Source organism: Devosia sp. 2618 (assembly GCF_040546815.1).
GTDB lineage: Bacteria > Pseudomonadota > Alphaproteobacteria > Rhizobiales > Devosiaceae > Devosia.
In genome coordinates, this window is record NZ_JBEPOO010000001.1 from 3,390,961 (window position 1) to 3,414,402 (window position 23,442).

The 23,442-nt window shown below is 61.9% G+C and carries 20 protein-coding genes; 9 read left to right on the top strand and 11 right to left on the bottom strand.

All coding sequences use genetic code 11. The features are described from left to right. Positions 1–150: 150 nt before the first annotated feature. Together ABIE28_RS16780 and ABIE28_RS16785 are read right to left on the bottom strand one after the other, a co-directional pair. Complete coding sequence (locus tag ABIE28_RS16780; protein WP_354064904.1) at positions 151–2,877, bottom strand: transglycosylase domain-containing protein; 2,727 nt, start codon at positions 2,875–2,877, stop codon at positions 151–153. 243 nt (positions 2,878–3,120) lie between these two features. Further along, entirely contained in the window at positions 3,121–3,441 is a 321-nt protein-coding gene (locus ABIE28_RS16785; RefSeq protein WP_354064905.1) for a hypothetical protein, read from the bottom strand. A gap of 121 nt (positions 3,442–3,562) precedes the next feature. On the opposite strand from ABIE28_RS16785, the gene ABIE28_RS16790 reads away from it, so the two are divergent. Continuing rightward, positions 3,563–4,069 carry a hypothetical protein gene (locus tag ABIE28_RS16790; RefSeq protein WP_354064907.1) on the top strand — a complete coding sequence of 169 codons (507 nt, stop codon included), beginning with the start codon at positions 3,563–3,565 and terminating at the stop codon, positions 4,067–4,069. Positions 4,070–4,401: 332 nt separating this feature from the next. Here ABIE28_RS16790 and ABIE28_RS16795 read toward each other — a convergent pair whose 3' ends face one another. Next, a complete protein-coding gene (locus tag ABIE28_RS16795; RefSeq protein WP_354064909.1) occupies positions 4,402–5,424 on the bottom strand; it encodes an LLM class flavin-dependent oxidoreductase in 1,023 nt (340 codons plus the stop codon). Between the two features lie 188 nt (positions 5,425–5,612). Here ABIE28_RS16795 and ABIE28_RS16800 point away from each other — a divergent pair, with 188 nt between their 5' ends. Further along, entirely contained in the window at positions 5,613–6,167 is a 555-nt protein-coding gene (locus tag ABIE28_RS16800) for an AAA family ATPase (protein WP_354064911.1), read from the top strand. A gap of 53 nt (positions 6,168–6,220) precedes the next feature. Here the strand turns inward: ABIE28_RS16800 and gyrB are convergent, their stop codons facing one another. The 6 genes from gyrB to mutM all read right to left on the bottom strand — a co-directional run bounded on the left by gyrB (position 6,221) and on the right by mutM (position 15,612). Next, positions 6,221–8,674, bottom strand: coding sequence for a DNA topoisomerase (ATP-hydrolyzing) subunit B (gyrB, locus tag ABIE28_RS16805; protein ID WP_354064913.1), 2,454 nt, complete (start codon positions 8,672–8,674; stop codon positions 6,221–6,223). Positions 8,675–8,856: 182 nt separating this feature from the next. After that, complete coding sequence (recF, locus tag ABIE28_RS16810; RefSeq protein WP_354064915.1) at positions 8,857–9,969, bottom strand: DNA replication/repair protein RecF; 1,113 nt, start codon at positions 9,967–9,969, stop codon at positions 8,857–8,859. 266 nt (positions 9,970–10,235) lie between these two features. Continuing rightward, complete coding sequence (gene dnaN, locus ABIE28_RS16815; protein ID WP_354064917.1) at positions 10,236–11,357, bottom strand: DNA polymerase III subunit beta; 1,122 nt, start codon at positions 11,355–11,357, stop codon at positions 10,236–10,238. A 388-nt stretch (positions 11,358–11,745) separates the two neighbouring features. Further along, positions 11,746–13,206: a chromosomal replication initiator protein DnaA gene (gene dnaA, locus ABIE28_RS16820; RefSeq protein ID WP_354064918.1), complete on the bottom strand. Its 1,461-nt coding sequence runs from the start codon at positions 13,204–13,206 to the stop codon at positions 11,746–11,748. Positions 13,207–14,119: 913 nt separating this feature from the next. Next, positions 14,120–14,386: a 30S ribosomal protein S20 gene (gene rpsT, locus ABIE28_RS16825; protein ID WP_354064920.1), complete on the bottom strand. Its 267-nt coding sequence runs from the start codon at positions 14,384–14,386 to the stop codon at positions 14,120–14,122. 338 nt (positions 14,387–14,724) lie between these two features. After that, positions 14,725–15,612: a bifunctional DNA-formamidopyrimidine glycosylase/DNA-(apurinic or apyrimidinic site) lyase gene (gene mutM / locus ABIE28_RS16830; protein WP_354064922.1), complete on the bottom strand. Its 888-nt coding sequence runs from the start codon at positions 15,610–15,612 to the stop codon at positions 14,725–14,727. Between the two features lie 117 nt (positions 15,613–15,729). On the opposite strand from mutM, the gene ubiE reads away from it, so the two are divergent. From ubiE to ABIE28_RS16860, 6 genes are all read left to right on the top strand, one after another. Continuing rightward, positions 15,730–16,494, top strand: a complete 765-nt coding sequence (gene ubiE / locus ABIE28_RS16835) for a bifunctional demethylmenaquinone methyltransferase/2-methoxy-6-polyprenyl-1,4-benzoquinol methylase UbiE (protein ID WP_354064923.1) — start codon at positions 15,730–15,732, stop codon at positions 16,492–16,494. A gap of 3 nt (positions 16,495–16,497) precedes the next feature. After that, positions 16,498–18,042, top strand: coding sequence for a 2-polyprenylphenol 6-hydroxylase (ubiB, locus tag ABIE28_RS16840; protein ID WP_354064925.1), 1,545 nt, complete (start codon positions 16,498–16,500; stop codon positions 18,040–18,042). A gap of 63 nt (positions 18,043–18,105) precedes the next feature. Beyond that, on the top strand, positions 18,106–18,708 hold the full coding sequence (locus tag ABIE28_RS16845; RefSeq protein WP_354064926.1) for a hypothetical protein: 603 nt from the start codon (positions 18,106–18,108) through the stop codon (positions 18,706–18,708). Next, positions 18,708–19,169, top strand: coding sequence for a dUTP diphosphatase (gene dut, locus ABIE28_RS16850; RefSeq protein WP_354064928.1), 462 nt, complete (start codon positions 18,708–18,710; stop codon positions 19,167–19,169). Before ABIE28_RS16845 ends, dut begins: the two co-directional genes overlap by 1 nt. Further along, entirely contained in the window at positions 19,120–19,893 is a 774-nt protein-coding gene (locus tag ABIE28_RS16855) for a DUF2259 domain-containing protein (RefSeq protein WP_354064930.1), read from the top strand. Before dut ends, ABIE28_RS16855 begins: the two co-directional genes overlap by 50 nt. Next, entirely contained in the window at positions 19,841–20,599 is a 759-nt protein-coding gene (locus ABIE28_RS16860) for a HesA/MoeB/ThiF family protein (protein ID WP_354064932.1), read from the top strand. The genes ABIE28_RS16855 and ABIE28_RS16860 overlap by 53 nt, the downstream gene beginning before the upstream one ends. A gap of 146 nt (positions 20,600–20,745) precedes the next feature. Here the strand turns inward: ABIE28_RS16860 and fabB are convergent, their stop codons facing one another. Both fabB and fabA read right to left on the bottom strand, forming a co-directional pair. Continuing rightward, positions 20,746–21,972: a beta-ketoacyl-ACP synthase I gene (gene fabB / locus ABIE28_RS16865; RefSeq protein WP_354064934.1), complete on the bottom strand. Its 1,227-nt coding sequence runs from the start codon at positions 21,970–21,972 to the stop codon at positions 20,746–20,748. Positions 21,973–22,053: 81 nt separating this feature from the next. After that, on the bottom strand, positions 22,054–22,584 hold the full coding sequence (gene fabA / locus ABIE28_RS16870) for a 3-hydroxyacyl-[acyl-carrier-protein] dehydratase FabA (protein WP_354064935.1): 531 nt from the start codon (positions 22,582–22,584) through the stop codon (positions 22,054–22,056). A 180-nt stretch (positions 22,585–22,764) separates the two neighbouring features. On the opposite strand from fabA, the gene irrA reads away from it, so the two are divergent. Further along, entirely contained in the window at positions 22,765–23,211 is a 447-nt protein-coding gene (gene irrA, locus ABIE28_RS16875; RefSeq protein WP_354064937.1) for an iron response transcriptional regulator IrrA, read from the top strand. The last annotated feature ends 231 nt before the right edge of the window (positions 23,212–23,442 follow it).

The window sequence follows — 23,442 nt, forward strand, 5'->3', positions numbered from 1 at the left end:
TCACCCGCCCCTTCGGGCCGACCTCTCCCCTCAGGGGAGAGGTTAAACTGCCGCTACCCAACACCTCACCAACAGTAAACCTCATGGTGACGCGGGCGCGTAAGCGACCCTCGAACACCCTCATCCTGAGCTTGTCGAAGGAGGGCGTGCCTAGTTCTGCTGGTTTCCGAAAATGATATCCATCAGCGTGCGCTGGCTGCGTTCGTTCTGGATGGGAGCGGTCTCGCCCAAACCAATCGGTGGCTGGATCTGTTGGGGCTGTTGCACCTGCTGCTGTTGCTGCATCTGCGCTGGTGCGCTTGGCACCCAGACCTGCTGATTGGTAGCCGGATCAACCACCAGCATCATCGGCATGCCGGTGCTTGGATCAATCGGCGCCTGATCAAAGCCATTGGACTGGCCCTGCAGCGGATAGCCGGTGACCGGATCGACATTCTGCCCCTGCACGACCTGATTGCCGCCCACGACCTGCCCGACGACGAGACCCGTTGCCGGGTCGATCTGGTTGCCATTGGCATCCACCAGATAGCCACCACCATTATTGTTGGCGGCTGCGGGCCAGCCAGTGTTCGGATCGATCGGCTGGCTCTGGACCGGCATGCCGGTGCTGGGATCGGTCATCTGGCCGGTCTGGATCGGCTGATTGGTGCTGCCGCCGCCGGAGATGGCCGTGGCCGGAACGTATTGACCAGTCGCCGGATCGTAGCGCAGCAGCGCGCCAGTGGTTGGATCGGTCGTGGTCTGCACGGTCTGGCCGGTGCCGGCGTCGACATATTGGGTCACGGTCTGGCCGCTGGCCGGATCGATTACCTGCTGGCCGACCAGCTGGCCTTCATAGCTGCCGCCCGGAATCTTGGCGATCTGCTTGCCGGCATGGGCCTTGGTCATGAACTGGCTCCAGATCGCGACCGGCACGTTACCGCCCGAGAGGGTCGTCTTGGTGTCGTTGTCATTACCGAGCCAGACGCCGGTTACCATGGCGGCAGTATAGCCGACGAACAGAGCATCGCGGGCGTTCTGGGAGGTGCCGGTCTTCCCGCCAAATTCCCAGCCGCCGAGATTGGCGCCCTTGCCGGTGCCCACTTCCACAGCGGTCTCCAGCATGTCGTTCATTTCGGCCAGAATGTTTGGCGCCACGACACGGCCGGGGCCGGCATCGGAGGCCTCGTACAGCACCTTGCCTTCCTTGTCGGAAATCTTGGTGATCACGTTGGGGATCACGCCCATACCGCCATTGGCGAAGGGAGCGTAGGCGCTGGTCAGTTCGAGCAGGTTCACTTCCTGCGTGCCCAAAGCGATGGACGGCACGGCGGTGAGCTGGCTCGAAATGCCCATGCGGGTCGCCACATCGATCACCGCTGCCGGTGTCACGTCGATGGCGAGGCGGGCCGCGATAGTGTTGAGCGAATAGGCAAGGCCCTGACGCAGGGTCACGGTGCCGGCATATTTGCCGGAAGCGTTACGCGGGCTCCAGCCGTTGTAATCGAACTGGGCGTCTTCGGCCAAAGTGTCCGGGGTATAGCCCTTTTCCATCGCCGCCATATAGACGAACGGCTTGAAGGTCGAACCCGGCTGGCGCTTGGCGGTGACGGCGCGGTTATACTGGCTGGCCTGATAATCAACGCCGCCCACCATGGCGCGCACGGTGCCGTCGACATCCATGGCGACGAGGGCGCCCTGGGTAAAGCCGCGCTTTGGACCTTCCGAAGCCACCATCTCCTTGACGATGAACTCGGCGTCCTTTTGCATCTTGAAGTCGATGGTGGTCTGCACCACCACGTCCGATTTGATATCGCCGATATAGGCGGTCATCAGCGACTCAACCCAGTCGGCCACATAGTCTTCCGAACCGGCGACGCGGGTGCGCACGGTCTGGCTCGGGTCGATCTGGGCCGCGGCGGCCTCTTCGGGCGTGATAAAGCCATCACGCGCCATGGCGTTGAGCGACAGGCGCTGGCGCTCGATGGCGCGTTCGGGATTGGTCTTGGGGTTATAGGCCGATGGCGCTGGCAGAATGCCGGCCAGCATGGCGGCCTGACCCAGCGAAAGATTGCGCGCCGAGACACCGAAATAGGTCTGTGCGGCGGCTTCGATACCCGTTGCACCGGCGCCGAAATAGACGCGGTTCATATAGAGTTCGAGGATTTCTTCCTTGGTATAGGTCTGTTCCAGCCAGATCGACAGAATGGCTTCCTGCACCTTACGGCCAAGGGTCTGGTCGGGGGTGAGGAACAGGTTCTTGGCCACCTGCTGGGTAATGGTGGATGCACCACGGGTCACGCCGCGCGCCTGCACCGATTCAATCGCCACCGAAAGCAGGCCGATCGGATCGACGCCGAAGTGGCTCATGAAGCGCCGGTCTTCGCTGGCGATGATCGCCGCGGGCACATAATAGGGCAATTCGCGATAGGTGACGGCTTCGCCGCCGGTTTTGCCGCGATTGGAAATCAGGCTGCCATCGGCGGCCAGAATACGGATATTGGGGGCGCGATCAGGGATCGCCCAGGTGCCGGCCGCTGGAAGCTGAGCGCCGTAGTAGACGATGACGCCGATGACCGCGATGCCGCCCCAAAGGCAGGCGACGAAGCCCCACCACAGCAGGCCCATCAGAAAGCCGCCGCCGCGCGAACGACGTGGCTTTTTGGAACGGGCGGGCTGGGTCTTGCCACGACGGGGTGGTTTGGGTGGCTTGGGCGAGCGCCCGCCGGGACTGGACGGCGCGCCGCCCGAGCGTTCGTCATCGACGAAAACGCCGACCGACTGGCCCATCGAGGGTTCGACCCGCTGACCTTTGGACGCACGAGGCTGCGACCGGGGCTTGCTACCCCGGACCGGCTGATTGCCAACGCGGTCATCGGCGGAAATACGAAAATCCATCAAGCAGACCCTGAAAAGTGGTGCCTTTTGTCCGCTTCTACTCTGTTCCTTCACAATGGGAAACAAGAGGTTAGCGAAAGGTAAAGGCTTATCCTGATCGACTCAACGGGTGCGGCATCCCTGCCGAGGCGCTGCCCGCGCGATCACCCTCCCCTTCTCCGGGCCAATTGTGGCCGGTTTATGTGGGGTTCGGAGGGTTGATCGCCTTGTGTTGCGGGCGCGTCACAGCCGTTTTGCAGTCGATCAGCAGTAAAGATCGCTATAGGCCATCATGGCCGCAGGGACATAGCTTGGGGCATTACCAGTCCATTCCTGGGTGACCTGTTCGAGATATTCGCCGCGAACACAATCATAGGTGATCAACGACGCGCCAACTTCCTTGCCCTCCACGTAAAGCTCGAACAGGTTTGCGCCCGGATCGGCATTGTCGATATCGGTGGCGATCAGATCATAGAAATAGGGCGTGTCGATATAGACGCGCAGCAGCGGCGTGCCTTCGCCTTCCTGGGCAATGGCGGGCACGATCAGCGCGGCAAGCGCCGCAGCGACGATGGCAAGTTTCATGGCTCTTTTCCTCAAGCAGATTTCGACACAGCGGCATTGTCGACACAATCATGGTCGGCTTATGGGAGCACATAGCACTTTTTGACATGAATGGCCGATGAAGCACTGGCTGGTATTTTTTATGGCTCTTTTTCTCTCTGCGCCCGCCACCGCGCAGGACAGCGTGGTGCTCGAACGCGCCATATCCAACGCCCTCGACACGTTCGAGATGGCCTATCCCAAACTGGGCCTCACCGAGATGGGCGTCGAAGTCGCCGCCTATCGAGAGGCGCTGGCGTTCCAGCACTTCCAGTCGCGCCACTGGGGCGGCAATGTCTCGGTCAAAACCGCCATCCGCGACAGCGCCACCGGCTCATGCAGCCGCTTCGCCGCCTTCGTGCAATTGCCACCCGACAAGGGCGCGGTGAACCTCGTGCTCTGCCCGCAGTTCTTCTCCCCCAATGCCGACGCCCTGCGCGAGCTGACCATTCTGCACGAGATGGTGCATGTCGTGGCCGGCCCCAATGAATGTCAGGCCATGGCCTTTGCGGCCCGTATCCAGCAAGTCGCAACCGGCCAACACACCCGTGTCGAGCCCTATTGGAAAAGCAGCGGCTGCGAAGGGTCCGGCTTCAGCCTGCCGAAATAAGCGCAGGTCGTTGGGCATCCACCGGCCGCATCCCCTCTCCCCTGAGGGGAGAGGGCTAGGGTGAGGGGTTCAGTGCTCGTTCAACCACTCAGCCTCAACCAACCCCTGAACCCCTCACCCGCTGCTCCGCAGCGACCTCTCCCCTCAGGGGCGAGGTGAGAAAGCTCAGCGCCAAGTGCCACCTACCGTCATGGGCACCACCGCACTTACCCCACCCACCGCGCTGCCTTCGGACTTGATCCGAGGGCCACTCGCAACCCGGTGTGCTAGAAATAGAGACCCCCGGATCAAGTCCGGGGGCAGCGATTGTGGATATGGATAGCTATCGCGGACTAGCGCCAGCCCAGCGCCGGCGCCACCAGCTTCAAAATGCTCTCGATCACATGCGCGTTGTAATCGACGCCCAGCTGATTGGGCACCGTCAGCAACAACGTATCGGCCTCGGCAATCGCCTCGTCCTCGGCCAGTTGCTTGACCAGCACGTCGGGCTCAGCGGTATAGCCACGCCCAAACACGGCGCGGACATTTTCCTCGATATAGCCGAACTGATCCTGTTCCTTGCGACCCTCGCCGAAATAGGCACGGTCCATGTCATTGACCAAGGCAAAGATCGAGCGGCTAACCGAAACGCGTGGCTCAAACGCATGCCCGGCCTCTTTCCAGGCGGCGCGGTAGGCGCGGATCTGTTCGGCCTGCTGGATGTGGAATGGCTTGCCATTTTCGTCGAATTTAAGCGTCGAGCTTTGCAGGTTCATGCCCAGCTTGGCGGCCCAGACGGCGGTGTCATTGGTCGCCGAACCCCACCAGATACGCTCACGCAGGCCTTCCGAATGAGGCTCAACGCGCAGCAATCCGGGCGGGTTGGGGAACATCGGACGCGGATTGGGTTCGGCAAAGCCATTGCCGCGCAGCACGTCGAGGAACACCTCGGTGTGTTGGCGCGCCATATCGGCATCGGTCTGGCCTTCCTGGGGCGCATAGCCGAAATAGCGATAGCCATCGATCACCTGCTCGGGCGAACCGCGGCTGATGCCGAGCTGCAAACGGCCACCGGCGATCAGGTCGGCGGAGCCGGCGTCTTCGGCCATATAGAGCGGATTTTCGTAGCGCATATCGATGACGGCGGTGCCGATCTCGATCTTTTTGGTGCGGGCGCCGACGGCGGCCAGCAGCGGGAAGGGCGACGCCAGCTGCCGGGCAAAATGATGTACCCGGAAATAGGCGCCATCGGCTCCCAATTCCTCGGCCGCCACCGCCAGATCAATCGACTGCAACAGCGTATCGGCCGCCGAGCGGGTTTGCGACTGGGGCGATGGATTCCAGTGGCCGAAAGAGAGAAAGCCGATCTTTTTCATGGAAGTACCCGGAACAATAAGAGGCGGCCCGGTCTGGGCGGCGGTTGCGATTTAGGTAGGCCCTGATTGAAGCGGAGCCAAGCCAGTTTTGCGGAACGCATTGTTCAACCCGGTGAACGGCCCCCGATAGCAGAGTGGACACGAGGTCAAGGCCGACTTAGGAAGCGGCGAGAGGGAGGATCATGACAATGCGGCTGGCTGTAACGGGCACCCATGGCACGGGCAAGACCACGCTGATTGATGATTTCGCTTCGGCCTGCCCGCATTATGAAGCGGTGCCGGAGCCCTATTGGCTGCTCGCCCAGCAGGGCGTGCCCTTTGCCGGCGGGCCGACAAGTGCCGATCTGGAGGAGCAACTCGAGCAAAGCTGCGCGCTTGTCCTATCGGCCGCCGGGCAGAACGATGTCATTTTCGACCGATGCCCGCTCGATTTCATCGCCTATCTGGATGTGGTCAGCCTGCGCGAAGGCTTCGAATGGGTCCCGAGCGGCAAGCTGCTGGGCCGGATCGAAGCGGCTCTAGCTGCGCTCGAGCTGATCGTCTTCCTGCCGCTATCGCGACCGGACGAGATTTCCGTCGCCATTGAGTTTCCCAAGCTGCGCATGCAAACCGATACCAGGCTCAAAGCCATCCTGCGCCACGACGATCTTGGACTGCTCGGGTCCGGTCCGCCGATTGTGGAGCTTACCGGCACCCCCGCGCAACGACTGCGCGACTTGGTAGCAGCAACGCGCGCCGGCTGAAACGGCCACAAATCGCTCCCATTGAGCAATTTGTGCCGGTGGCCAGCTTGCGCCTAAACGTCCAGGTTGCTCACGCTCAGTGCGTTGTCCTGGATGAAGTCGCGGCGCGGTTCGACCAGGTCGCCCATCAGGGCGGTAAAAATCTGGTCGGCTTCGTCGGTCTGGTTGATTTCGACCTTGAGCAGGGTGCGCGCATTGGGGTCGAGCGTGGTTTCCCAGAGCTGGGACGCGTTCATTTCGCCCAGACCCTTATAGCGCTGCAGCGAGACACCCTTGCGGCCAGCATCGGTCACCGCCTTGAACAGCGAGGATGGCCCGTAGATCGGGATGTCTTCGCCCTTGCGGGTCAGGGTTGGTACGCCGCCATAGATCTCGTCGAGGCGGTCGGCCAGCTGGCGCAGTTTGCGCGCGTCGGCGCTTTGCAGCAGGGCCTTGTCGAGCAGATGGCGCTCGGCCACGCCGCGCACGGTGCGCGAGAAGGCCAGTTCGTCACCATCGGTGATTTCGCCCGACCAACCCTGTTCCCACTCGTCCGAAATCCGGTCGAGACGGCTGGCAACGCGAGTCATGACTTCCCCGATCCGGGTCGGATCGCTCAGACCTTCCGGATCAAGCCCGCCAACGATGGCGGCCTGCTCAACAAGGCTACGGTTGTAGCGCGTGTTGAGATTGTCGATGGCGTTCACGATGCTGCGCGCCTGCTGCACGATGCCCTGCAGATCGGCGCCACCATGCTGGTGTCCGTCGCGCGTCGTAAACACGGCTTCGTCGAGACCGGCTTCGATCAGGTAGTCGTTGAGCGCGTCCTCGTCCTTGAGGTACTGCTCGGAGCGGCCGCGCATCGCCTTATAGAGCGGTGGCTGGGCGATGTAGATGTGACCGCGTTCGAGCAACTCGGGCGTCTGGCGATAAAAGAACGTCAGCAGCAGCGTGCGAATATGAGCGCCGTCCACGTCGGCGTCGGTCATGATGATGATCTTGTGGTAGCGCAGCTTGTCGGCGTTGAACTCTTCGCGGCCAATGCCGGTGCCCAGCGCCGTGATGAGCGTGCCGACCTGATCGGACGAGATCATGCGGTCAAAGCGGGCGCGTTCGACGTTGAGGATTTTGCCACGCAGCGGCAACACGGCCTGGTTGGAGCGGTCACGCCCCTGCTTGGCCGAACCGCCTGCGGAGTCACCTTCCACGATGAAGATTTCAGACTTGGCCGGGTCGCGTTCCTGGCAATCGGCGAGCTTGCCGGGGAGCGAGGAGATTTCGAGCGCACCCTTGCGGCGGGTCAGTTCTCGCGCCTTGCGGGCGGCTTCGCGGGCAGCGGCGGCTTCCGCCACCTTGCCAACGATGACCTTGGCCTCGTTGGGATGCTCTTCAAACCACTGGCCGAGCTTGTCGTTGACGATGTTTTCAACGACCGGACGGACTTCGGACGAGACCAGCTTGTCTTTGGTCTGTGAACTGAACTTTGGATCAGGCACCTTCACCGACAGCACGCAGGTCAGGCCTTCGCGGGTGTCGTCACCCGTCATGGTGACCTTTTCCTTCTTGGCGATACCCGAGCTTTCGGCATAGCCAACCACCTGGCGCGTCAGCGCGCCGCGCAGGCCGGCAAGGTGGGTACCACCGTCGCGCTGCGGGATGTTGTTGGTAAAGCACAGCACGTTTTCGTGGTAGCTGTCGTTCCACTGCAGCGCGACTTCGACGGTGATGCCGTCCTTCTCGCTGATCATGGTGATCGGGCGGTCGATGACCCCGGTCTTGGACTTGTCGAGATATTTGACGAATGCCTCGAGACCGCCCTCGTAGAACAGCTCGACATTGACCGGCTCGGGATGACGCAGGTCATTGAGCAGGATACGGACGCCCGAATTCAGGAACGCGAGCTCGCGCAGGCGGTGCTCGAGCGTCTTGAAATCGAACTCCACCATGGTGAAGGTTTCGGACGACGGGAAGAAGCTGATGGTGCTGCCGCTGCGCCCTTCATAGGTGCCCGGTTGCTTGTTTTCGACATAAGTGCCCGTTTGCACCAATGGCGCATCGGAGTCGCCATGGGTGAAGCTCATCTCGAAGATGCCGCCGTCACGACGGATATAGAGCTTGAGCCATTGGCTCAGCGCATTCACCACCGAAACGCCCACGCCGTGCAGACCGCCGGAAACCTTATAGGAGTTCTGGTCGAACTTACCGCCGGCATGGAGCTGGGTCATGATGACCTCGGCCGCCGAGATGCCCTCTTCCTTATGGATGCCGGTCGGAATACCGCGACCATTGTCGGCGACCGACACCGAACCATCGGCATTGAGCGTCACCGTCACCAGGTCGGCGTGTCCCGCCAGAGCCTCGTCGATGGCGTTATCGACCACCTCGTAGACCATGTGATGCAGGCCCGAACCATCGTCCGTATCGCCGATATACATGCCGGGGCGCTTACGCACCGCGTCGAGGCCCTTGAGCACCTTGATGCTGTCTGCGCCGTATTCGTTGGGATCTGGAATTGGGCTATCGGTCATGGGGTCCGAATCAGGTCGTTTCAGTAAGGTTCAGTTCTAGCGGATAGGGGGTATATCCCCAAGCAAAATGGGCTTTTGAGGGCCGTTTGCGCGGGGAGAAGGCGGCTTTGGCGAACGGGGACGAAAGTCGCCCCAGTAGACCTCATCCTGAGCCCGTCGAAGGACGAGGGCGTGGCACAGTCTCAGTCCGGATAAACCCGTCCATCCTTGACCGTCACCATCTGCGCGCGCTCGCCGAGCGCCTCAAACAGCAGCCGGTCCGTGCCGGTCAAAAAACACTGCGTGCCCAGACCATCCAGCGCCAAAAACAAGGCGCGGCGGCGGTCGGGGTCGAGATGGGCGGCAATTTCGTCGAGCAGCAAAAACGGCGTGATCGCGGTGCGCAGCTTGACCAGCCGCGCATGGGCCAGAATCAAACCGATCAGCAGCGCTTTCTGCTCACCCGTCGAGCCCAAAGCCGCCGGCATGCCCTTTTGGGCATAGGTGACCTGAAGATCGACACGGTGAGGTCCAGATATGGTGCGTCCTGCGGCGCGATCAACCCCGCGCGAGGCCCGCCAACGTGCGCTGAGGGCCGATTCGAGGTCAGCCGAGGCATGGGGTTCGTCGCCATCCTCAAACAGCGGCGTCAGCGCGAGATGGGCGGCCGGGAAACTGCCATCTTCAAGGCTTTGCTCGATCAGCGCCTGCAGATGGGTGAGGCTATCGGAGCGGGCCAGATGGATCGAGGCGCCGAGTTCGGCCATCTGCGCCTCGATGGCCGAAATCCAGGCCGTGTCGCCATTATCTTCGAGCAGCCGGTTGCGCTGGCGCATGGCCTTTTCATAGTCGCCGACCGAGGCGGAATGGGATGGGATGAGCGTCGTCACCAGCCGGTCCAAAAACCGCCTGCGGTCGCCTGCCGGGCCCGAGAACAGGCCATCCATGGCCGGCGTCAGCCACAGCACGCGCAGATAATCGCTCATCGCCTCGATGGAGCGCGCATTGGCGCCGTTGATCCGCACCCGCCGCCCGCCATCGGGCGAAGCGCCGGTGCCGATATCGGCGGGGCCATCATCGGTTTCAACGGTTGCCGCGACTGCCCAGCCGATATCGCTGCCATGGGCATGCAGCGTTTCAAAGCTGGCACCGCGCAGGCCGCGACCGGGCGACAGCACCGAAATGGCTTCAAGCAGATTCGTCTTGCCGGCGCCATTGGGCCCGGTCAGCACGACATGGCGCGCATCAAGATCAAGCGCCGCCGCAGCATAATTGCGGAAGGCGGTAAGGCGGAGGCGGGACAGGTGGCGGTTCATGGAGCAATTGAGCCTGTGAAAGGCCCCCTCACCCGCCCTTCGGGCGACCTCTCCCCCAGAGGGAGAGGTGATGCTGCGGCGAATCTGGAGCCCTCTTCACCTCTCCCTTTGGGGGAGAGGTCGGCGCGTAGCGCCGGGTGAGGGGGCCTTTTAAAGAAAGAGAAGAGGGACCGCATATGCGGCGCATCCGTGCCCTTCGAGCATAGCTGTCCGGGCCTCGTCAGCTTAAATCGCTCCACTGGAGCGATTTCCCTTCGGGACGCTGCCTAGACACGCATCGGCATCAGAACATACAGCGCGCGGGTTTCGCCCTCATCCTTCACCAGCGTCGGCGAGCCGGCGTCGTTGAACATGAAGACGGCGCTGTCGCTGCGGATCTGGCCGATGATGTCGAGCAGGTAGCGGGCGTTAAAGCCGATCTCGAAGCCATCGGTATCGAATTCGACCGCCAGTTCTTCGCTTGCCGTGCCGTGATCGGGGTTGGTCACCGACAGCTCCAGCAGGCCGTCCTTGGCCTGGAGCTTGACGGCCTTGCCGCCACGATCGGACGCAATGGTCGAAACACGATCAACGGCGGTCGCGAAGCTGGCGCGGTCGACATTCATCTGCTTGTCGTTGTTCTTGGGCGTCACCCGATCATAATCGGGGAAGGTGCCTTCGATCAGCTTGGACAACAGCACAACCGAGCCGACCGTGAAGCGGATCTTGGTCTCGCTCACTTCCACGGCAACGTCGCCATCGGCGCCGTCGAGCAGTTTCTGGACTTCGCCAACGGTCTTTTTCGGCACGATAATGCCGGGCATGCCCTTGGCGCCTTCGGGCGCTTCGATTTCGGCGCGGGCCATGCGGTGACCATCGGTCGCCACGGCGCGCAGCACGGTGCCGACATTGGAGACGTCGACGGTGTGGAAATAGATGCCGTTAAGGTAGTAGCGCGTTTCTTCGTTCGAAATCGCAAACTGGGTGCGCTCGATCAATTCACGCAAAGCCGAAGCCGGCATGGTGAATTCATGGCCGAACGCGCCGGACTTGAGATCGGGGAAGCTGTCGGGGCTGAGGCAGGCGAGATTGAACCGCGAGCGGCCAGACGTCAGAACCATGTTCTCGCCGCCATCGGTTTCGAGGCGCACTTCGGCGCCATCGGAAAGCTTACGGACGATTTCATAGAGCGTATGAGCCGGAACGGTGGTGGTGCCGGGCGTTGCGACCATTGCGGGCACGCCTTCGGTCACTTCGATATCAAGGTCGGTGGCGCGCAGTTCGACCTTGTCGTCGCCGGCCTTGAACAGCACGTTGGCGAGGATCGGGTAGGTGTTGCGGCGCTCGACCACCCGATGCACATGGCTCAGCGACTTGAGCAGATGATTGCGTTCGAGCGTGACTTTCATCGTGGATCAATCCTTGGCACTACGCGGTCGCTTAAAGCGACAAAAACCCCCGGCAAGCCGGGGGTTGGACATTTACAATTTCGTAAGGGATTAGCAAGGGCACCGGGCGGTTTGCCGCAGGATATCCACGCAAGTACATCCACCGGGCCTCCCCTCTCCCCTTGTGGGAGAGGGATAGAAAATCCGCGTCCAGCGGATTTGCGAGGGTGAGGGGCTTCGAGCCGCCCCGCCGGGCAAATTGCTCCGGCGGAGCAATTTGAGGCGAGAAGGCCATGAGAGCTACGCTCGAATGGCGCAAGCTATCCCATGCCCGAGACAAGAAAGAGCCCCTCATCCAGCGCTGCGCGCCACCTTCTCCCACGAGGGGAGAAGGGAAGAGCCGTGTCCCCTATTCCTCCAGCATGCGCTTGAGCAGCTCGATTTCCTGCGCCAGTTCGAGATCGTCCTTGATCATCTGTTCGACCTTGCGGACCGAATGGAGAACCGTGGTGTGATCGCGACCACCAAAGCGACGGCCGATTTCGGGCAGCGAACGCGAGGTCAGGGCCTTGGCGAGGAACATCGCGATCTGGCGCGGACGCACGACGTCGCGCGAGCGACGGGCCGAGAGCAGTTCGTTGCGCGGCACTTTATAGTGGCGCGAGACGATCTTGAGGATGTCTTCGATGCGAACCCGGCGCGCTTCACGCGCGCGGATCAGGTCGCCGAGGGTCTTTTCGGCCAGCGGAACCGTGATCAGTTCGCCAGTCAGCTGGTTGGCAGCGACGAGCCGATTGACGGCGCCATCGAGATCGCGGCCATGGCTGACCACGGCGCGGGCGACATAGTCGATCACCGGCACGGGGAAGTGCATGCCGTAACGGGCCGAGGACTGCTCGGCGCGACGCTGCACGATGGCGCGGCGCAGATCGAGATCAAAACCGGAAATCGGCACGACCAGTCCCCCCGAGAGGCGCGAACGGACGCGCTCATCGAGCATTTCGAGATCACGCGGCGGCGCATCGCCAGCCACGACAACCTGCTTGGCGCCGGTGAGCAGCGTGCCCAGCGTGTGGCCAAATTCGGTGGCGGACTTGCCCTGGAGGAACTGCATGTCGTCGATCAGCAGCAGGTCGACCCGGCGCAGCCATTCCTTAAAGCCGAGCGCGCTCTGGCGCTGCACGGCCGTGATGAAATGGTACATGAAGTGGTCGGCGGTCAGATAGACGATGTTCTTGGTTGGATCGGCCTGCTGCACCGCATGGGCGATGGCATTGAGCAGGTGCGACTTGCCCAGACCGACGGTCGAATGAATGTAGACCGGATTGAAGGTCACGGTGTTGTTGGCGGCGGCCGCAGCGATCTGCTTGGCCACGCCCAGCGCCATTTCATTGGCATCGCCAGCCACGAAGCTGTCGAAGGTCATGCGCGGATCGATGGCGCTACCGGCCAGAGCGTCGCCCTTGGCGGCGGAATTATCGCGCCCCAGACGGGGCTGCGTGGTGGCCAGCGGCTGGGGCGCCGCGGCAATTGCGGGGGTGGCGACTTCGCTGGCGGCAGGGGCTTCGGCAGCGGCCTGAACAAGGCGGGGGCGCGCCTGGCCGTTGACGCGCAGCGTCACCTGAATGCGGGCGACGTCTTCATTGTCCTGACGGAAGGATTCCAGAATCCGGTCCGCATAGTTGGACTGTACCCATGAGCACAAAAAGCGCGTTGGGGCGGACAGGTGCACCACGTCTTCAACGATCTCTTCGAGCTCGAGACGGGCAAACCAGGAGGCAAAGACATCTTCGCCGACACCAGCCTTGAGACGAGCGCGCACCCGGTTCCAGAGTTCGCGCTGGCCTTCGGAAGTGTCGGACGTGATCATGACAGGTTTTTCGCCTTTGGTTGTCGGAAGGTTGGAAGAAAGATTGGGCTTGTCCCAATCGTCCCTTCCGGCAATTGCCTGTCGCGTCATTGTGTCTGCCCCATTCTGTTCGATCCATCCGGCCCGCAAAGCTCGGAGGTGTTTGCCCTGTTTCCGTGCCGTCGAAACCTTGAGGTTCCTGTTGGGCACGGCTTCGCTATTGCACCCGACGTTGCGGGCACAAGTTTCCTGTCCGGCAGCAATGCCACCGGCTACAAATTCAATCTTTTAGTGAACCCGGCCAGACATGGCCCAAAGCTTTACTAAACCCCGCCGACCTCAAAGAGGCAGACGTTCCAAAACCGCCAACACAACCTAGATACGGCCCCAAACTTCTGCGGCATTGCTGCCAAGATGTATAAAACCAACGCGCCAAATACTGACCCCGTCCGCTGTGCCAGACACTCGTTTCTGGTGTCCCTTTCTCAGCTGACAAAGCTACTTTAGAGGGAGGCTTTTGGGGCCGCAACCGTGGAATCTGCAAAATGGGGGCTTGACTCCGAGGATGTCGTTTCGGGGGTCTCGACCCATTTCAAGTCCACCAAACCAAGGCTCTGGGACTCAACGCAGATTCCCGCCCAGATGGCCCGCAGAGGGTAAAAAAATTATTTCCGCCGCACCTGAATTTTGTCGCCCGGCCCGTTTTTTCTGTCGTCACAGGATCGTCGCGATATGCGTTAAAGCCCTGACACTGATCACGAATTCATCAGCGGCCGGGTATTATGACGCAGGCTACACCTATGTCACAGCGACGTCACATCACGAAAAATACGGAATAGCTTGCCTAAGGCCCGGCCAAAGAAAATGGGCTCCTCTCGGAGCCCATTTCAATTTGCTAGCCGGCTGCCTTTGACAGGCGCCGTCTCAGGTCCAATCAGACGCTGAGAGCCTTAACGCGGTGGTTTAGGCGGGAAATCTTGCGGGCTGCCAGGTTGGCATGAACGATGCCCTTGGTGGCTGCGCGATTGATCTCGGGAGCAGCTGCGTTCAGCGCTTCCATGGCAACCTTGTGATCGCCGGCAACGATGGCTTCTTCAACCTTGCGGATGAAGGTGCGGACGCGCGAACGGCGCGACTTGTTGACCGCGGTGCGGGCTTCGATCTTGCGGGTAGCCTTTTTGGCTGAAGGCGTATTGGCCATAACGGTCCTCTTGGCGTCCAACCGGCCGATAGCGCATCAAAGTCGCAGGCGTCCGGAGATAAAATGAAATCGGCGGCACATCGACTGCCGCCAAGTTGGGCGGTCTATAGGGGATGGGGCGGCTAGCGTCAACTGGATTCAGGGATTGGGGGCGATGCAATCCGCCCAAACTCCAGTCGAGCCAGACGTCCCTTCTTCACCTCGCCCCTCAGGGGAGAGGTCGGCGCGCAGCGCCGGGTGTGAGGGGTGCGATGCAGCAATACCCTCTATGCCCCTGCATTGCACCCCTCACCCTAGCCCTCTCCCCTGAGGGGCGAGGGGACCCGTTCAGCGCAAGACTAAGGCTTCTTCTGACACACCGGACAATAAAACGTCGACCGCCCCGATTGCACGATCCGCTCAATCGTCCCCGTACACATCGGCGTCGGACACGGCTCGCCTTCCCGGTCATACACGGCAAACCGATGCTGGAAATATCCAGTCCCGCCCTCGGCATTGCGGAAGTCGCGCAAGGTTGAGCCGCCCACCTCGATGGCTTCAATGAGAACCTGCCGCACGGCGCTGGCCAGATCTTCGAGCGCTACCTTTGGCTTGCCCTTGGCCGTCACCAGCGTGCCCGCCAGCACCGTGGGCAGGATATGGCTGCGATGCAGCGCCTCGGCGACATAGATATTGCCCAGCCCCGCCACGACGCGCTGGTCGAGCAGCGCCGACTTGATCGGCGTCTTCTTGCCGGTGAACTTTTCGGCCATTTCGCCGGCATTGAAATCATTGCCCAGTGGCTCTGGCCCCAGGCCCTTGAGATAGGCGCAATCTTCGACGTCCTCGAACAGGTCGATAAAGCCGAACCGGCGCGGGTCGGCATAGATCAGGTGGCTGCGGCCATGCTCGGGATGGGAAATATCCCACACCATATGATCGTGCTTGGGTTCGGTGCCCGGCTCGTAATAGCGCGGCGGCTTGTCGATGGGGTGCTCGGCAAAGCGCCAGGAACCGGTCATGCCAAGATGGCTCAGCACCGTTTTGCCGTTCGAGAGCAGGATCAGCAGATATTTCGCCCGCCGCCCGACCGAGACAATGGTCTGGCCTTCGATCGCGGATGCCAGCCCTTCGGGAAACGGAAAACGCAGATTGGGGCGGTTGAGCACCACCTTGTCGATCCGCGCACCCACCAGCCAGGGCTCAAGACCACGTCGGACGGTTTCGACCTCGGGTAGCTCAGGCATGGGCGATCTCCTTTAACCTGTGCGGCTTTGTGGCATGGCAAAGCCGAAACGGCTTGGATATGGTGCGCGCCAAGACAGAACGCACTGCCTCACTACGAAATGGATAGGGCGATAGCCATGACCAACGCGCAAGAAACCACGCATTTCGGCGAGCAGACGGTGGCGATGGACGACAAGCAGGGCATGGTCAACGCCGTGTTCCACAATGTCGCCGACCGCTATGACCTGATGAACGATCTGATGAGCGCTGGCGTACACCGCATCTGGAAGGATGCGATGGTCAATGAACTCGCCCCGCCCAAGACCGGCTCGCGCCCCTATCGCGTGCTCGATATGGCTGGCGGCACCGGCGATATCGGCGAGCGCATCATCAACCGCTCGGTGGGCTATGCCGAAGTGGTGGTCTCCGACATCAATGCCGACATGCTGCGCGTCGGCGCCGACCGCGCCAAAAGCTGGCGCTATCCAGCGCAGGCCAGCTTTGTCGAAGCCAATGCCGAAGAGCTGCCTTTCGAAGACAACAGCTTTGACGCCTATACAATCGCTTTCGGCATCCGCAACGTGCCGCGCGTGCAAAAGGCGCTGAACGAAGCCCATCGCGTCCTCAAGCGCGGCGGCCGCATTCTGGTGCTCGAATTCTCCCAGGTCGACATTCCGGGGTTCGACGCCTTCTACAAGCTCTATTCGGACCGGGTGATTCCACCGCTGGGCAAAGTCGTCACCGGCGATTCCCAGCCCTACCAGTACTTCATCGAATCGATCCGCAAATTCCCCGCCCCACCGGCCTTCTCCTCCATGATGACCGAAGCCGGCTTTAAACGCGTCAAACACACCAGCTTCACCGGCAACATCGCGACGCTGTTCTCCGGATGGAAAATCTAACGCATGCTGATCTCCGCCTATTTCCGTCTGATCCGTGCCGGTTATGTCCTTGCGCGTGAGGGGGCTTTGTCGATGGTGCAGGGCTTGCCGCCTGCGCTTGCGCCGCTCAAGCTGGGCATCTGGCTGGGCCGGCTGGTCGAGCGGCCGAGTGTGCGCAAGACGGGCCATGTCGAGCGGCTGAACAAGGCGCTGAACCGGTTGGGGCCGACTTATGTCAAATTCGGCCAGACGCTGGCGACCCGCCCCGACGTGGTGGGTCCGCAGATCGCCAATGACCTGGCAGGCCTGCAGGACAAGATGGACCCGTTCGATCCATCTCTGGTGCCCGCCATTTTGCTCACGGCCCTCGGCCCCAAGGCGGCCGAGCTGACCGAGCTCAGCCCGCCGATCGCCGCCGCCTCCATTGCGCAGGTGCACCGCTCGCGGCTGGTGCCGGCCAGCGGCCTGCCGCGCACCGTGGCGGTTAAAGTGCTGCGCCCCGGCGTTGAAGCGCGCTTCATGTCGGATATCGAGAGCTTTTACGCCGCCGCGCGGCTGGCCAATCGCTTCGTTAAATCCACCAAGCGCCTGCGTCCCGTGGAAGTGGTCGAGACCCTCGACCGATCGGCCCGGCTCGAACTCGACCTGCGGCTCGAAGCGGCGGCCATTTCCGAGATGGCCGAAAACATCAAGGACGACACTGGCTTCGTCATCCCGAGCGTCAGCTGGGACCATGTCGCGCAGAACGTGCTGACTACGACTTGGGTCGATGGGATCCCGATTCGCGACCACGCGGCGCTCGATGCAGCCGGGATCGACCGCAAGGCGCTGGCGGCTAAGGTGCTGCAGAACTTTTTGAAGCATGCCATTCGCGACGGCTTTTTCCATGCCGACATGCATCCGGGAAATCTCTTCGCCGACCGCGTCACCGGCGACGTGATCGCTGTCGATTTCGGCATTATGGGCCGCATCAATCGCAAGGAACGGCGCTTTCTCGCCGATATCCTTTACGGCTTCATCACCCGCAATTATCGCCTTGTGGCCGAGCGCCATTTCGATATCGGTTATGTGCCCAAGGATCAGTCGGTCGACGATTTTGCGCTGGCCATCCGCTCCATCGGCGAGCCGCTGCATGGCCGCACGGCATCCGACATTTCCATGGCCCGCGTGCTGGGGCAACTGTTCACCATCACCGACCTGTTCTCGATGCAGACGCGACCCGAGCTGGTGCTGCTGCAAAAATCCATGGTCTTGGTCGAAGGCGTCGCCCGCGCGCTCGATCCCGATCTCGATATCTGGACCGTGGCCGAGCCGGTCGTCGGCGACTGGCTGCGCAAGGAAGCGGGGCCTTTGGGGCGTCTGCAGGACGTCAAGGATCACTTCGATGTTGCCGTCGATGCGGCCGGTCGTCTGCCGGTGATCATCGCGCAGGCCGAACTGGCGCTGGCCGATTATCACGCCAACAAGGCCCGCCCGCGTGACAAATTGCTCCGCCGCGCCCTGCTCGGATTGATCATTATTGCTGGCGCGACCCTGCTGGCGACGTTATGGCGTCTGCTCGGCTTCTAGTCGGCACCACCGTCTGGAACCGCAACCAAAACAAGAAACGCCAAACCTGCTGGGAGACAAAGCATGGCCCTCAAGATCATCGGCAAGCTTGCCGCCACCATGCTGCTCGGCGGCGCTCTTGCCGGATGCATCGACGTCAATGTCGATGTTGAAGTGACCAGCGAAACCACCGCCAAGGCCAGGTTGACCCAGCTGATGAGCGCCGATTTCTACGAGATCGTGCAGCAGGATCAGGGCGATGGCGAAGAGGGCAGCGAAAATGACGGCTTCTGCGACGATGGCGAGCTGACCGAAAACGCTGATGGCAGCGCCTCCTGCGTCATCACAGAAGAGGGCGCCTTTGCCGACCTCACCCTTGGCGACGACAACCAGTCGATAAAGTTCACCTCGGCGGGTCCGGGTCTGGTGCGCGTGGCGCTGCCGACCGAAGACATGCGCGACGCCATGGATGGCGAGGGAATGGACGCGGATAGCCTCCAGATGGTGGAAGCCTTCTTTACCGGCCACGCCATGACCATGCGCTTTTCCGGCCTTGAAGTGGTCGACACCAACATGACCCTTTCGGCAGACAAAAAGTCGGCCGAGACCTCGATTCCGTTCGTTGATTTCTTCAAGGGCGAACTCGACCTGCCCGACGAAATCTATGCCGTCGTGCGGGTGAAGTGATGAGCACCCCGCTGCTCATCGATCTGGTCTGGCTGCCGCATGGCGAGGGGCTGGCCTTGCCGGCCCAGCAGACCGCCGGCGCAGCGGGCATGGACCTGACTGCGGCCATCCCCGAGGGGACAGACCTTGTGCTGCCCCCCGGCCACCGCGCGCTGGTGCCCTGTGGCTTTGCCATGGCGCTGCCGATTGGCTTTGAGGGTCAGGTGCGGCCGCGCTCGGGCCTTGCCGTCAAGTTCGGTATTACCGTGCTCAATGCCCCGGGCACCATCGACGCCGACTATCGCGGCGAGGTGATGGTGCCGTTGATCAATCTGGGTCAGGATGATTTCATCGTGCGGCGCGGCGACCGGATTGCCCAGATGGTGATCGCACCGGTCATCGCCGCCGGGTTTGTTGTGAAGGACCAGCTTGATGAAACAGAACGCGGCAGCAATGGGTTTGGCTCGACGGGCCACCGCTAATCTGACCCGGCTTTGGCTGGTGGCGCTGACCGCCGTGCTGGCGCTTGCGGCGCCCGCTTTTGCCGGTGATCGCGCTGCGCTCAACATCATCGGCTATTCGCCCGACAGCCGCTATTTCGCCTTTGAGGAATTTGGCGTGCAGGACGGCTCGGGCTTTGCCTATGCCAATGTCTATCTGATCGATCTGAGCCAGGACCAATGGGTCAAAGGCACCCCGATCAAGGTGCAGGCCGAGGACGAACAGACGACGCTCCAAGCCGCCCGCGCCGAAGCGATGGACAAGTTTGCGCCCTACATCGCCCAGCATGAGCTGACCGAGCCCGCTGACCTTCTGGCCATGGTTGGCGACGGTGCCGTCGGCATCGAGGGTAACGAGCTGGCCTTCGGCGCCATCGGCTTTATGGGCCCCGGTACGACGCAGGACCAGCACCTGCTCAAGCTCGAAACCTTCGACATTCCCGCCAATGCCAATTGTCAGCCCTTCGAGGGCGATCCGCTGCGCGGCTATGCGCTCAGCCTTGTCACCGATGGCAAGACGGTTGAGCTGCACCGCGACATCACCCTGCCCGCCTCGCGCCGCTGCACGGTGACCTACCGAATCTATGGTGTCGCCGTGCCCTTCCCCGGCTGGTCCGTGGAAAACGGCGTTGCGATCATCTCGGCGTATTCCTATGGCTTTGAGGGACCGGATCGGCGCTTCCTGGCCGTGCCCCTTGGCAAATAGTCCGCTCTCGCCGGACGAAACGCGCCGCTATGCCCGCCATCTGGTGCTCAAGGGCATGGGCGGGGGCGGCCAGCAGGCGCTCAAGCGCGCCCGCGTGCTGGTGGTGGGCGCGGGCGGCCTGGGCAGCCCGGTGATCGCCTATCTCGCCGGGGCCGGTGTCGGTACGCTCGGCATCATCGATCACGACACTGTCTCGCTCTCGAACCTGCAGCGGCAGGTGATCCACACCAGCATCGGCGACAACAAGGCCGACAGCGCCGCACGCTTCGCCCATGCACTCAACCCGCATGTCGACGTGGTGGTACATACCGTCCGGCTGGACGCGGACAATGCCAGCGCGATCCTCTCGGGCTACGATCTGGTGCTCGATGGCACCGACAACCTGACCACCCGCCGCATTGTCGCCAGCACCGCAGAATCACTTGGCCTGCCGCTGGTGTCGGGCGCGGTATCGATGTTTGACGGGCAGGTCACGGTCTTCGCCCCCGGCGGCCCGCGATTTGATGATCTCTATCCGGCAGAGGCAGACGACGGTGATTTACCCAGTTGCGAGGCGACGGGGATATTGGGGCCGCTCACCGGCGTTGTCGGCACGCTGATGGCCATGGAGGCCATCAAGCTGATCACCGGGATTGGCGAGCCGCTGATCGGGCGAGTGTTGACCTATGATGGTCAGGGCGGGCGGTTCTCGGAGTTCGGCTACTAGGGCTGTGCCACGACCTCGTGGTTCGAGGGTCGCTGCGCTCCCGCCTCACCATGAGGTCTGTTGAAACACCAGATTCAGAGTAGCCCTCATGGTGAGGTGCTTTGCTCTTGGCAAAGCCTCGAACCACGAGGGCGTGCCCCTAATCGCTATGCGTCCGGATGCTTGAACACCAGCGCGGCATTGGTCCCGCCAAAGCCGAACGAATTGCTCAGCACCACGCCCAGATCCACGTTATCGCGGCGCTGCTGGATGATGGGCATGTCGGCAAAGGCCGGGTCGAGATTGTCAATATTGGCGCTGGCGGCGATGAAGCGGTGCTTCATCATCAGCATCGAAAAGATCGCTTCATGCACGCCGGTGGCGCCCTGGCTGTGGCCGGTCAGCGACTTGGTCGCCGAAATGGGCGGGCACTTGTCTTCGTTGCCGAACAGCGCGCGGATCGCCTCAATTTCCTTGGCATCGCCAACGGGCGTCGAGGTCGCGTGCGGGTTGATGTAGTCGACCTTGGCGCCGACATGCTCGAGCGCCATGCGCATGCAGCGCTCGGCGCCTTCGCCCGATGGCGCCACCATGTCGAGACCATCCGAAGTCGCGCCATAGCCGACCAGTTCGGCCCAGATCTTGGCGCCACGCGCCTTGGCATGTTCGTATTCTTCGAGCACCAGCACGCCAGCGCCGCCCGAAATCACAAAGCCATCGCGGGCAGCGTCATAGGCGCGCGAGGCCTTTTGTGGCGTCGCATTATAGCTTGAGCTCAGCGCGCCCATGGCGTCGAACAGGTCGGTCAGCGTCCAGTCGAGGTCTTCGTGGCCACCGGCAAAGACGATGTCCTGCTTGCCCAGCATGATCTGCTCCATGCCATTGCCGATGCAATGCTTGGAGGTCGCGCAGGCGGCGGTGATCGAATAGTTGACGCCCTTGATGCCGAACGAGGTCGCCAGCGTGGCCGAGGCCGTCGAGCCCATGGCCTTTGGCACGGCCAGCGGCCCAATGCGCTTGGGGCTGGTGTTCTTGCGGGTGATGTCGGCGGCTTCGACGATCGTGCGCGTCGAGCTGCCGCCCGAACCCATCACGATGCCGGTCCGTGGATTGGAAATGTCGGCTTCCTCAAGCCCTGCATCGGCAATGGCCTGCTGCATGGCGAGGTAGTTCCAGGCGGCGCCGCGACCCATGAAACGGGTGACGCGACGGTCGAGCATTTCAAACGGATCGATGCGGGGGTCGCCTTTGACGTGGCTGCGGAAGCCAAGTTCCGCATAGTCCTCGGCAAACACGGTGCCAGGCTTGGCCTGCCGCAAGCTTTCGGTGACCTCGTCCAGCGAATTGCCGATCGAGGAAATGATGCCCATGCCGGTTACGACAACTCGTCTCATTGTATCCCCGCTCCGTCGTGTCGATTGGGCGTCGCTTGGCCCGACGCCTCGTTATTAGATTGTGTGTCCGTAGCCTGAAAGCTAGGCGTTTTTCTGGTCGTGCAGCTGTGCTTCGGTAAACAAGCCAACGCGCAAGTCCTTGGCTTCGTAGATCACTTTACCGTCAGCCTTGACCCAACCATCGGCAATGCCAAGCGTCAGGCGCGAGCGCATGACGCGCTTGAGGTCGATGCCATATTCGACCAGCTTGACGTCGTCGGTCACCTGGCCGGTGAACTTGATTTCGCCGCCGAGGGCACGGCCCTTGCCGGGCTGGCCGATCCAGCTCAGGAAAAAGCCGGTCATCTGCCAGATGGCGTCAAGGCCAAGGCAGCCGGGCATAACCGGGTCGCCGATGAAGTGGCATTTGAAGAACCAGAGGTCTGGATTGACGTCGAGTTCAGCGCGCACCTGGCCCTTGCCATAGGCGCCGCCGGTTTCGTCGATCTGGGTGATGCGATCAAACATCAGCATCGGTGGGGCTGGCAGACGTGCATCGCCCTGACCCGGCAATTCACCACGGCCATGCGCGAGCAGTTCTTCGTACCCAAATGAGTGCTGACGGTCAGCCATGCCTGATACCCCAGTTAAACTAAGGTTTGTCTCGTATAGGCGCGCGTGGGGAGGGTCAAGCCGCGCCGTCTTGACCATTTGGCGCAAAGGCTTGTCTGCGACGGCCGTGACGCTTGTATGAAATTTCTGCCATAGTTATAAGGAACCAAGAAATCCGGCCCTTTCGCGCCCAAGGACCCAATGACTGAACGCACCTTGACCGCCCGCACTCTCCCGTCGCGCAAGCCTTGCCTGACTGCCGTCTTGCGGATGGCCGGTCTGCGTCCGACCCGTCAGCGCGTTGCGCTTGCCGAACTGTTGTTCGGCGGACCGCACCGTCACGTCAGCGCCGAACAGCTGCATGGCGAAGCCTCCGATGCGCGGGTCAATGTGTCGCTGGCCACCATCTACAACACGCTGCACCAGTTCCACGAAGCCGGCCTGCTGCGCGAAGTGGCGGTCGATGCATCGCGCTCCTATTTCGATACCGACACCTCCGACCACCACCATTTCTATGTGGAAGACGAGCAGCGGATGATCGACATCCCGGCCTCTTCGGTCGAGTTCCTGACCCTGCCCGAAGCCCCCAAAGGCATGAAGGTGAGCCATGTCGACGTGGTCATCCGGGTTCGCAAGGCACAAGCCTAACGGTACTGTGCCACGCCCTCGTGGTTCGAGGCTTTGCTGCGCAAAGCAGGTCACCATGAGGACTACTGAAACACAGCACTCAGAGTAGCCCTCATGGTGAGGTGCGAGTTCCTCACGAGCCTCGAACCACCCTCATCCTGAGCTTGTCGAAGGAGGGCGTGACCCAACTGCCCCAGCCCCCCTAAATCGGCCCCATTAGCGCCAAAACTGCCTTTGTCCAGCCCCCGCGCG

Coding starts and splice junctions, on each gene's coding strand:
- ABIE28_RS16780 (WP_354064904.1), bottom strand. CDS start 2,877: ATGGATTTTCGTATTTCCGCCGATGACCGCGTTGGCAATCAGCCGGTC.
- ABIE28_RS16785 (WP_354064905.1), bottom strand. CDS start 3,441: ATGAAACTTGCCATCGTCGCTGCGGCGCTTGCCGCGCTGATCGTGCCC.
- ABIE28_RS16790 (WP_354064907.1), top strand. CDS start 3,563: ATGGCTCTTTTTCTCTCTGCGCCCGCCACCGCGCAGGACAGCGTGGTG.
- ABIE28_RS16795 (WP_354064909.1), bottom strand. CDS start 5,424: ATGAAAAAGATCGGCTTTCTCTCTTTCGGCCACTGGAATCCATCGCCC.
- ABIE28_RS16800 (WP_354064911.1), top strand. CDS start 5,613: ATGCGGCTGGCTGTAACGGGCACCCATGGCACGGGCAAGACCACGCTG.
- gyrB (WP_354064913.1), bottom strand. CDS start 8,674: ATGACCGATAGCCCAATTCCAGATCCCAACGAATACGGCGCAGACAGC.
- recF (WP_354064915.1), bottom strand. CDS start 9,969: ATGAACCGCCACCTGTCCCGCCTCCGCCTTACCGCCTTCCGCAATTAT.
- dnaN (WP_354064917.1), bottom strand. CDS start 11,357: ATGAAAGTCACGCTCGAACGCAATCATCTGCTCAAGTCGCTGAGCCAT.
- dnaA (WP_354064918.1), bottom strand. CDS start 13,206: ATGATCACGTCCGACACTTCCGAAGGCCAGCGCGAACTCTGGAACCGG.
- rpsT (WP_354064920.1), bottom strand. CDS start 14,386: ATGGCCAATACGCCTTCAGCCAAAAAGGCTACCCGCAAGATCGAAGCC.
- mutM (WP_354064922.1), bottom strand. CDS start 15,612: ATGCCTGAGCTACCCGAGGTCGAAACCGTCCGACGTGGTCTTGAGCCC.
- ubiE (WP_354064923.1), top strand. CDS start 15,730: ATGACCAACGCGCAAGAAACCACGCATTTCGGCGAGCAGACGGTGGCG.
- ubiB (WP_354064925.1), top strand. CDS start 16,498: ATGCTGATCTCCGCCTATTTCCGTCTGATCCGTGCCGGTTATGTCCTT.
- ABIE28_RS16845 (WP_354064926.1), top strand. CDS start 18,106: ATGGCCCTCAAGATCATCGGCAAGCTTGCCGCCACCATGCTGCTCGGC.
- dut (WP_354064928.1), top strand. CDS start 18,708: ATGAGCACCCCGCTGCTCATCGATCTGGTCTGGCTGCCGCATGGCGAG.
- ABIE28_RS16855 (WP_354064930.1), top strand. CDS start 19,120: ATGAAACAGAACGCGGCAGCAATGGGTTTGGCTCGACGGGCCACCGCT.
- ABIE28_RS16860 (WP_354064932.1), top strand. CDS start 19,841: ATGGCTTTGAGGGACCGGATCGGCGCTTCCTGGCCGTGCCCCTTGGCA.
- fabB (WP_354064934.1), bottom strand. CDS start 21,972: ATGAGACGAGTTGTCGTAACCGGCATGGGCATCATTTCCTCGATCGGC.
- fabA (WP_354064935.1), bottom strand. CDS start 22,584: ATGGCTGACCGTCAGCACTCATTTGGGTACGAAGAACTGCTCGCGCAT.
- irrA (WP_354064937.1), top strand. CDS start 22,765: ATGACTGAACGCACCTTGACCGCCCGCACTCTCCCGTCGCGCAAGCCT.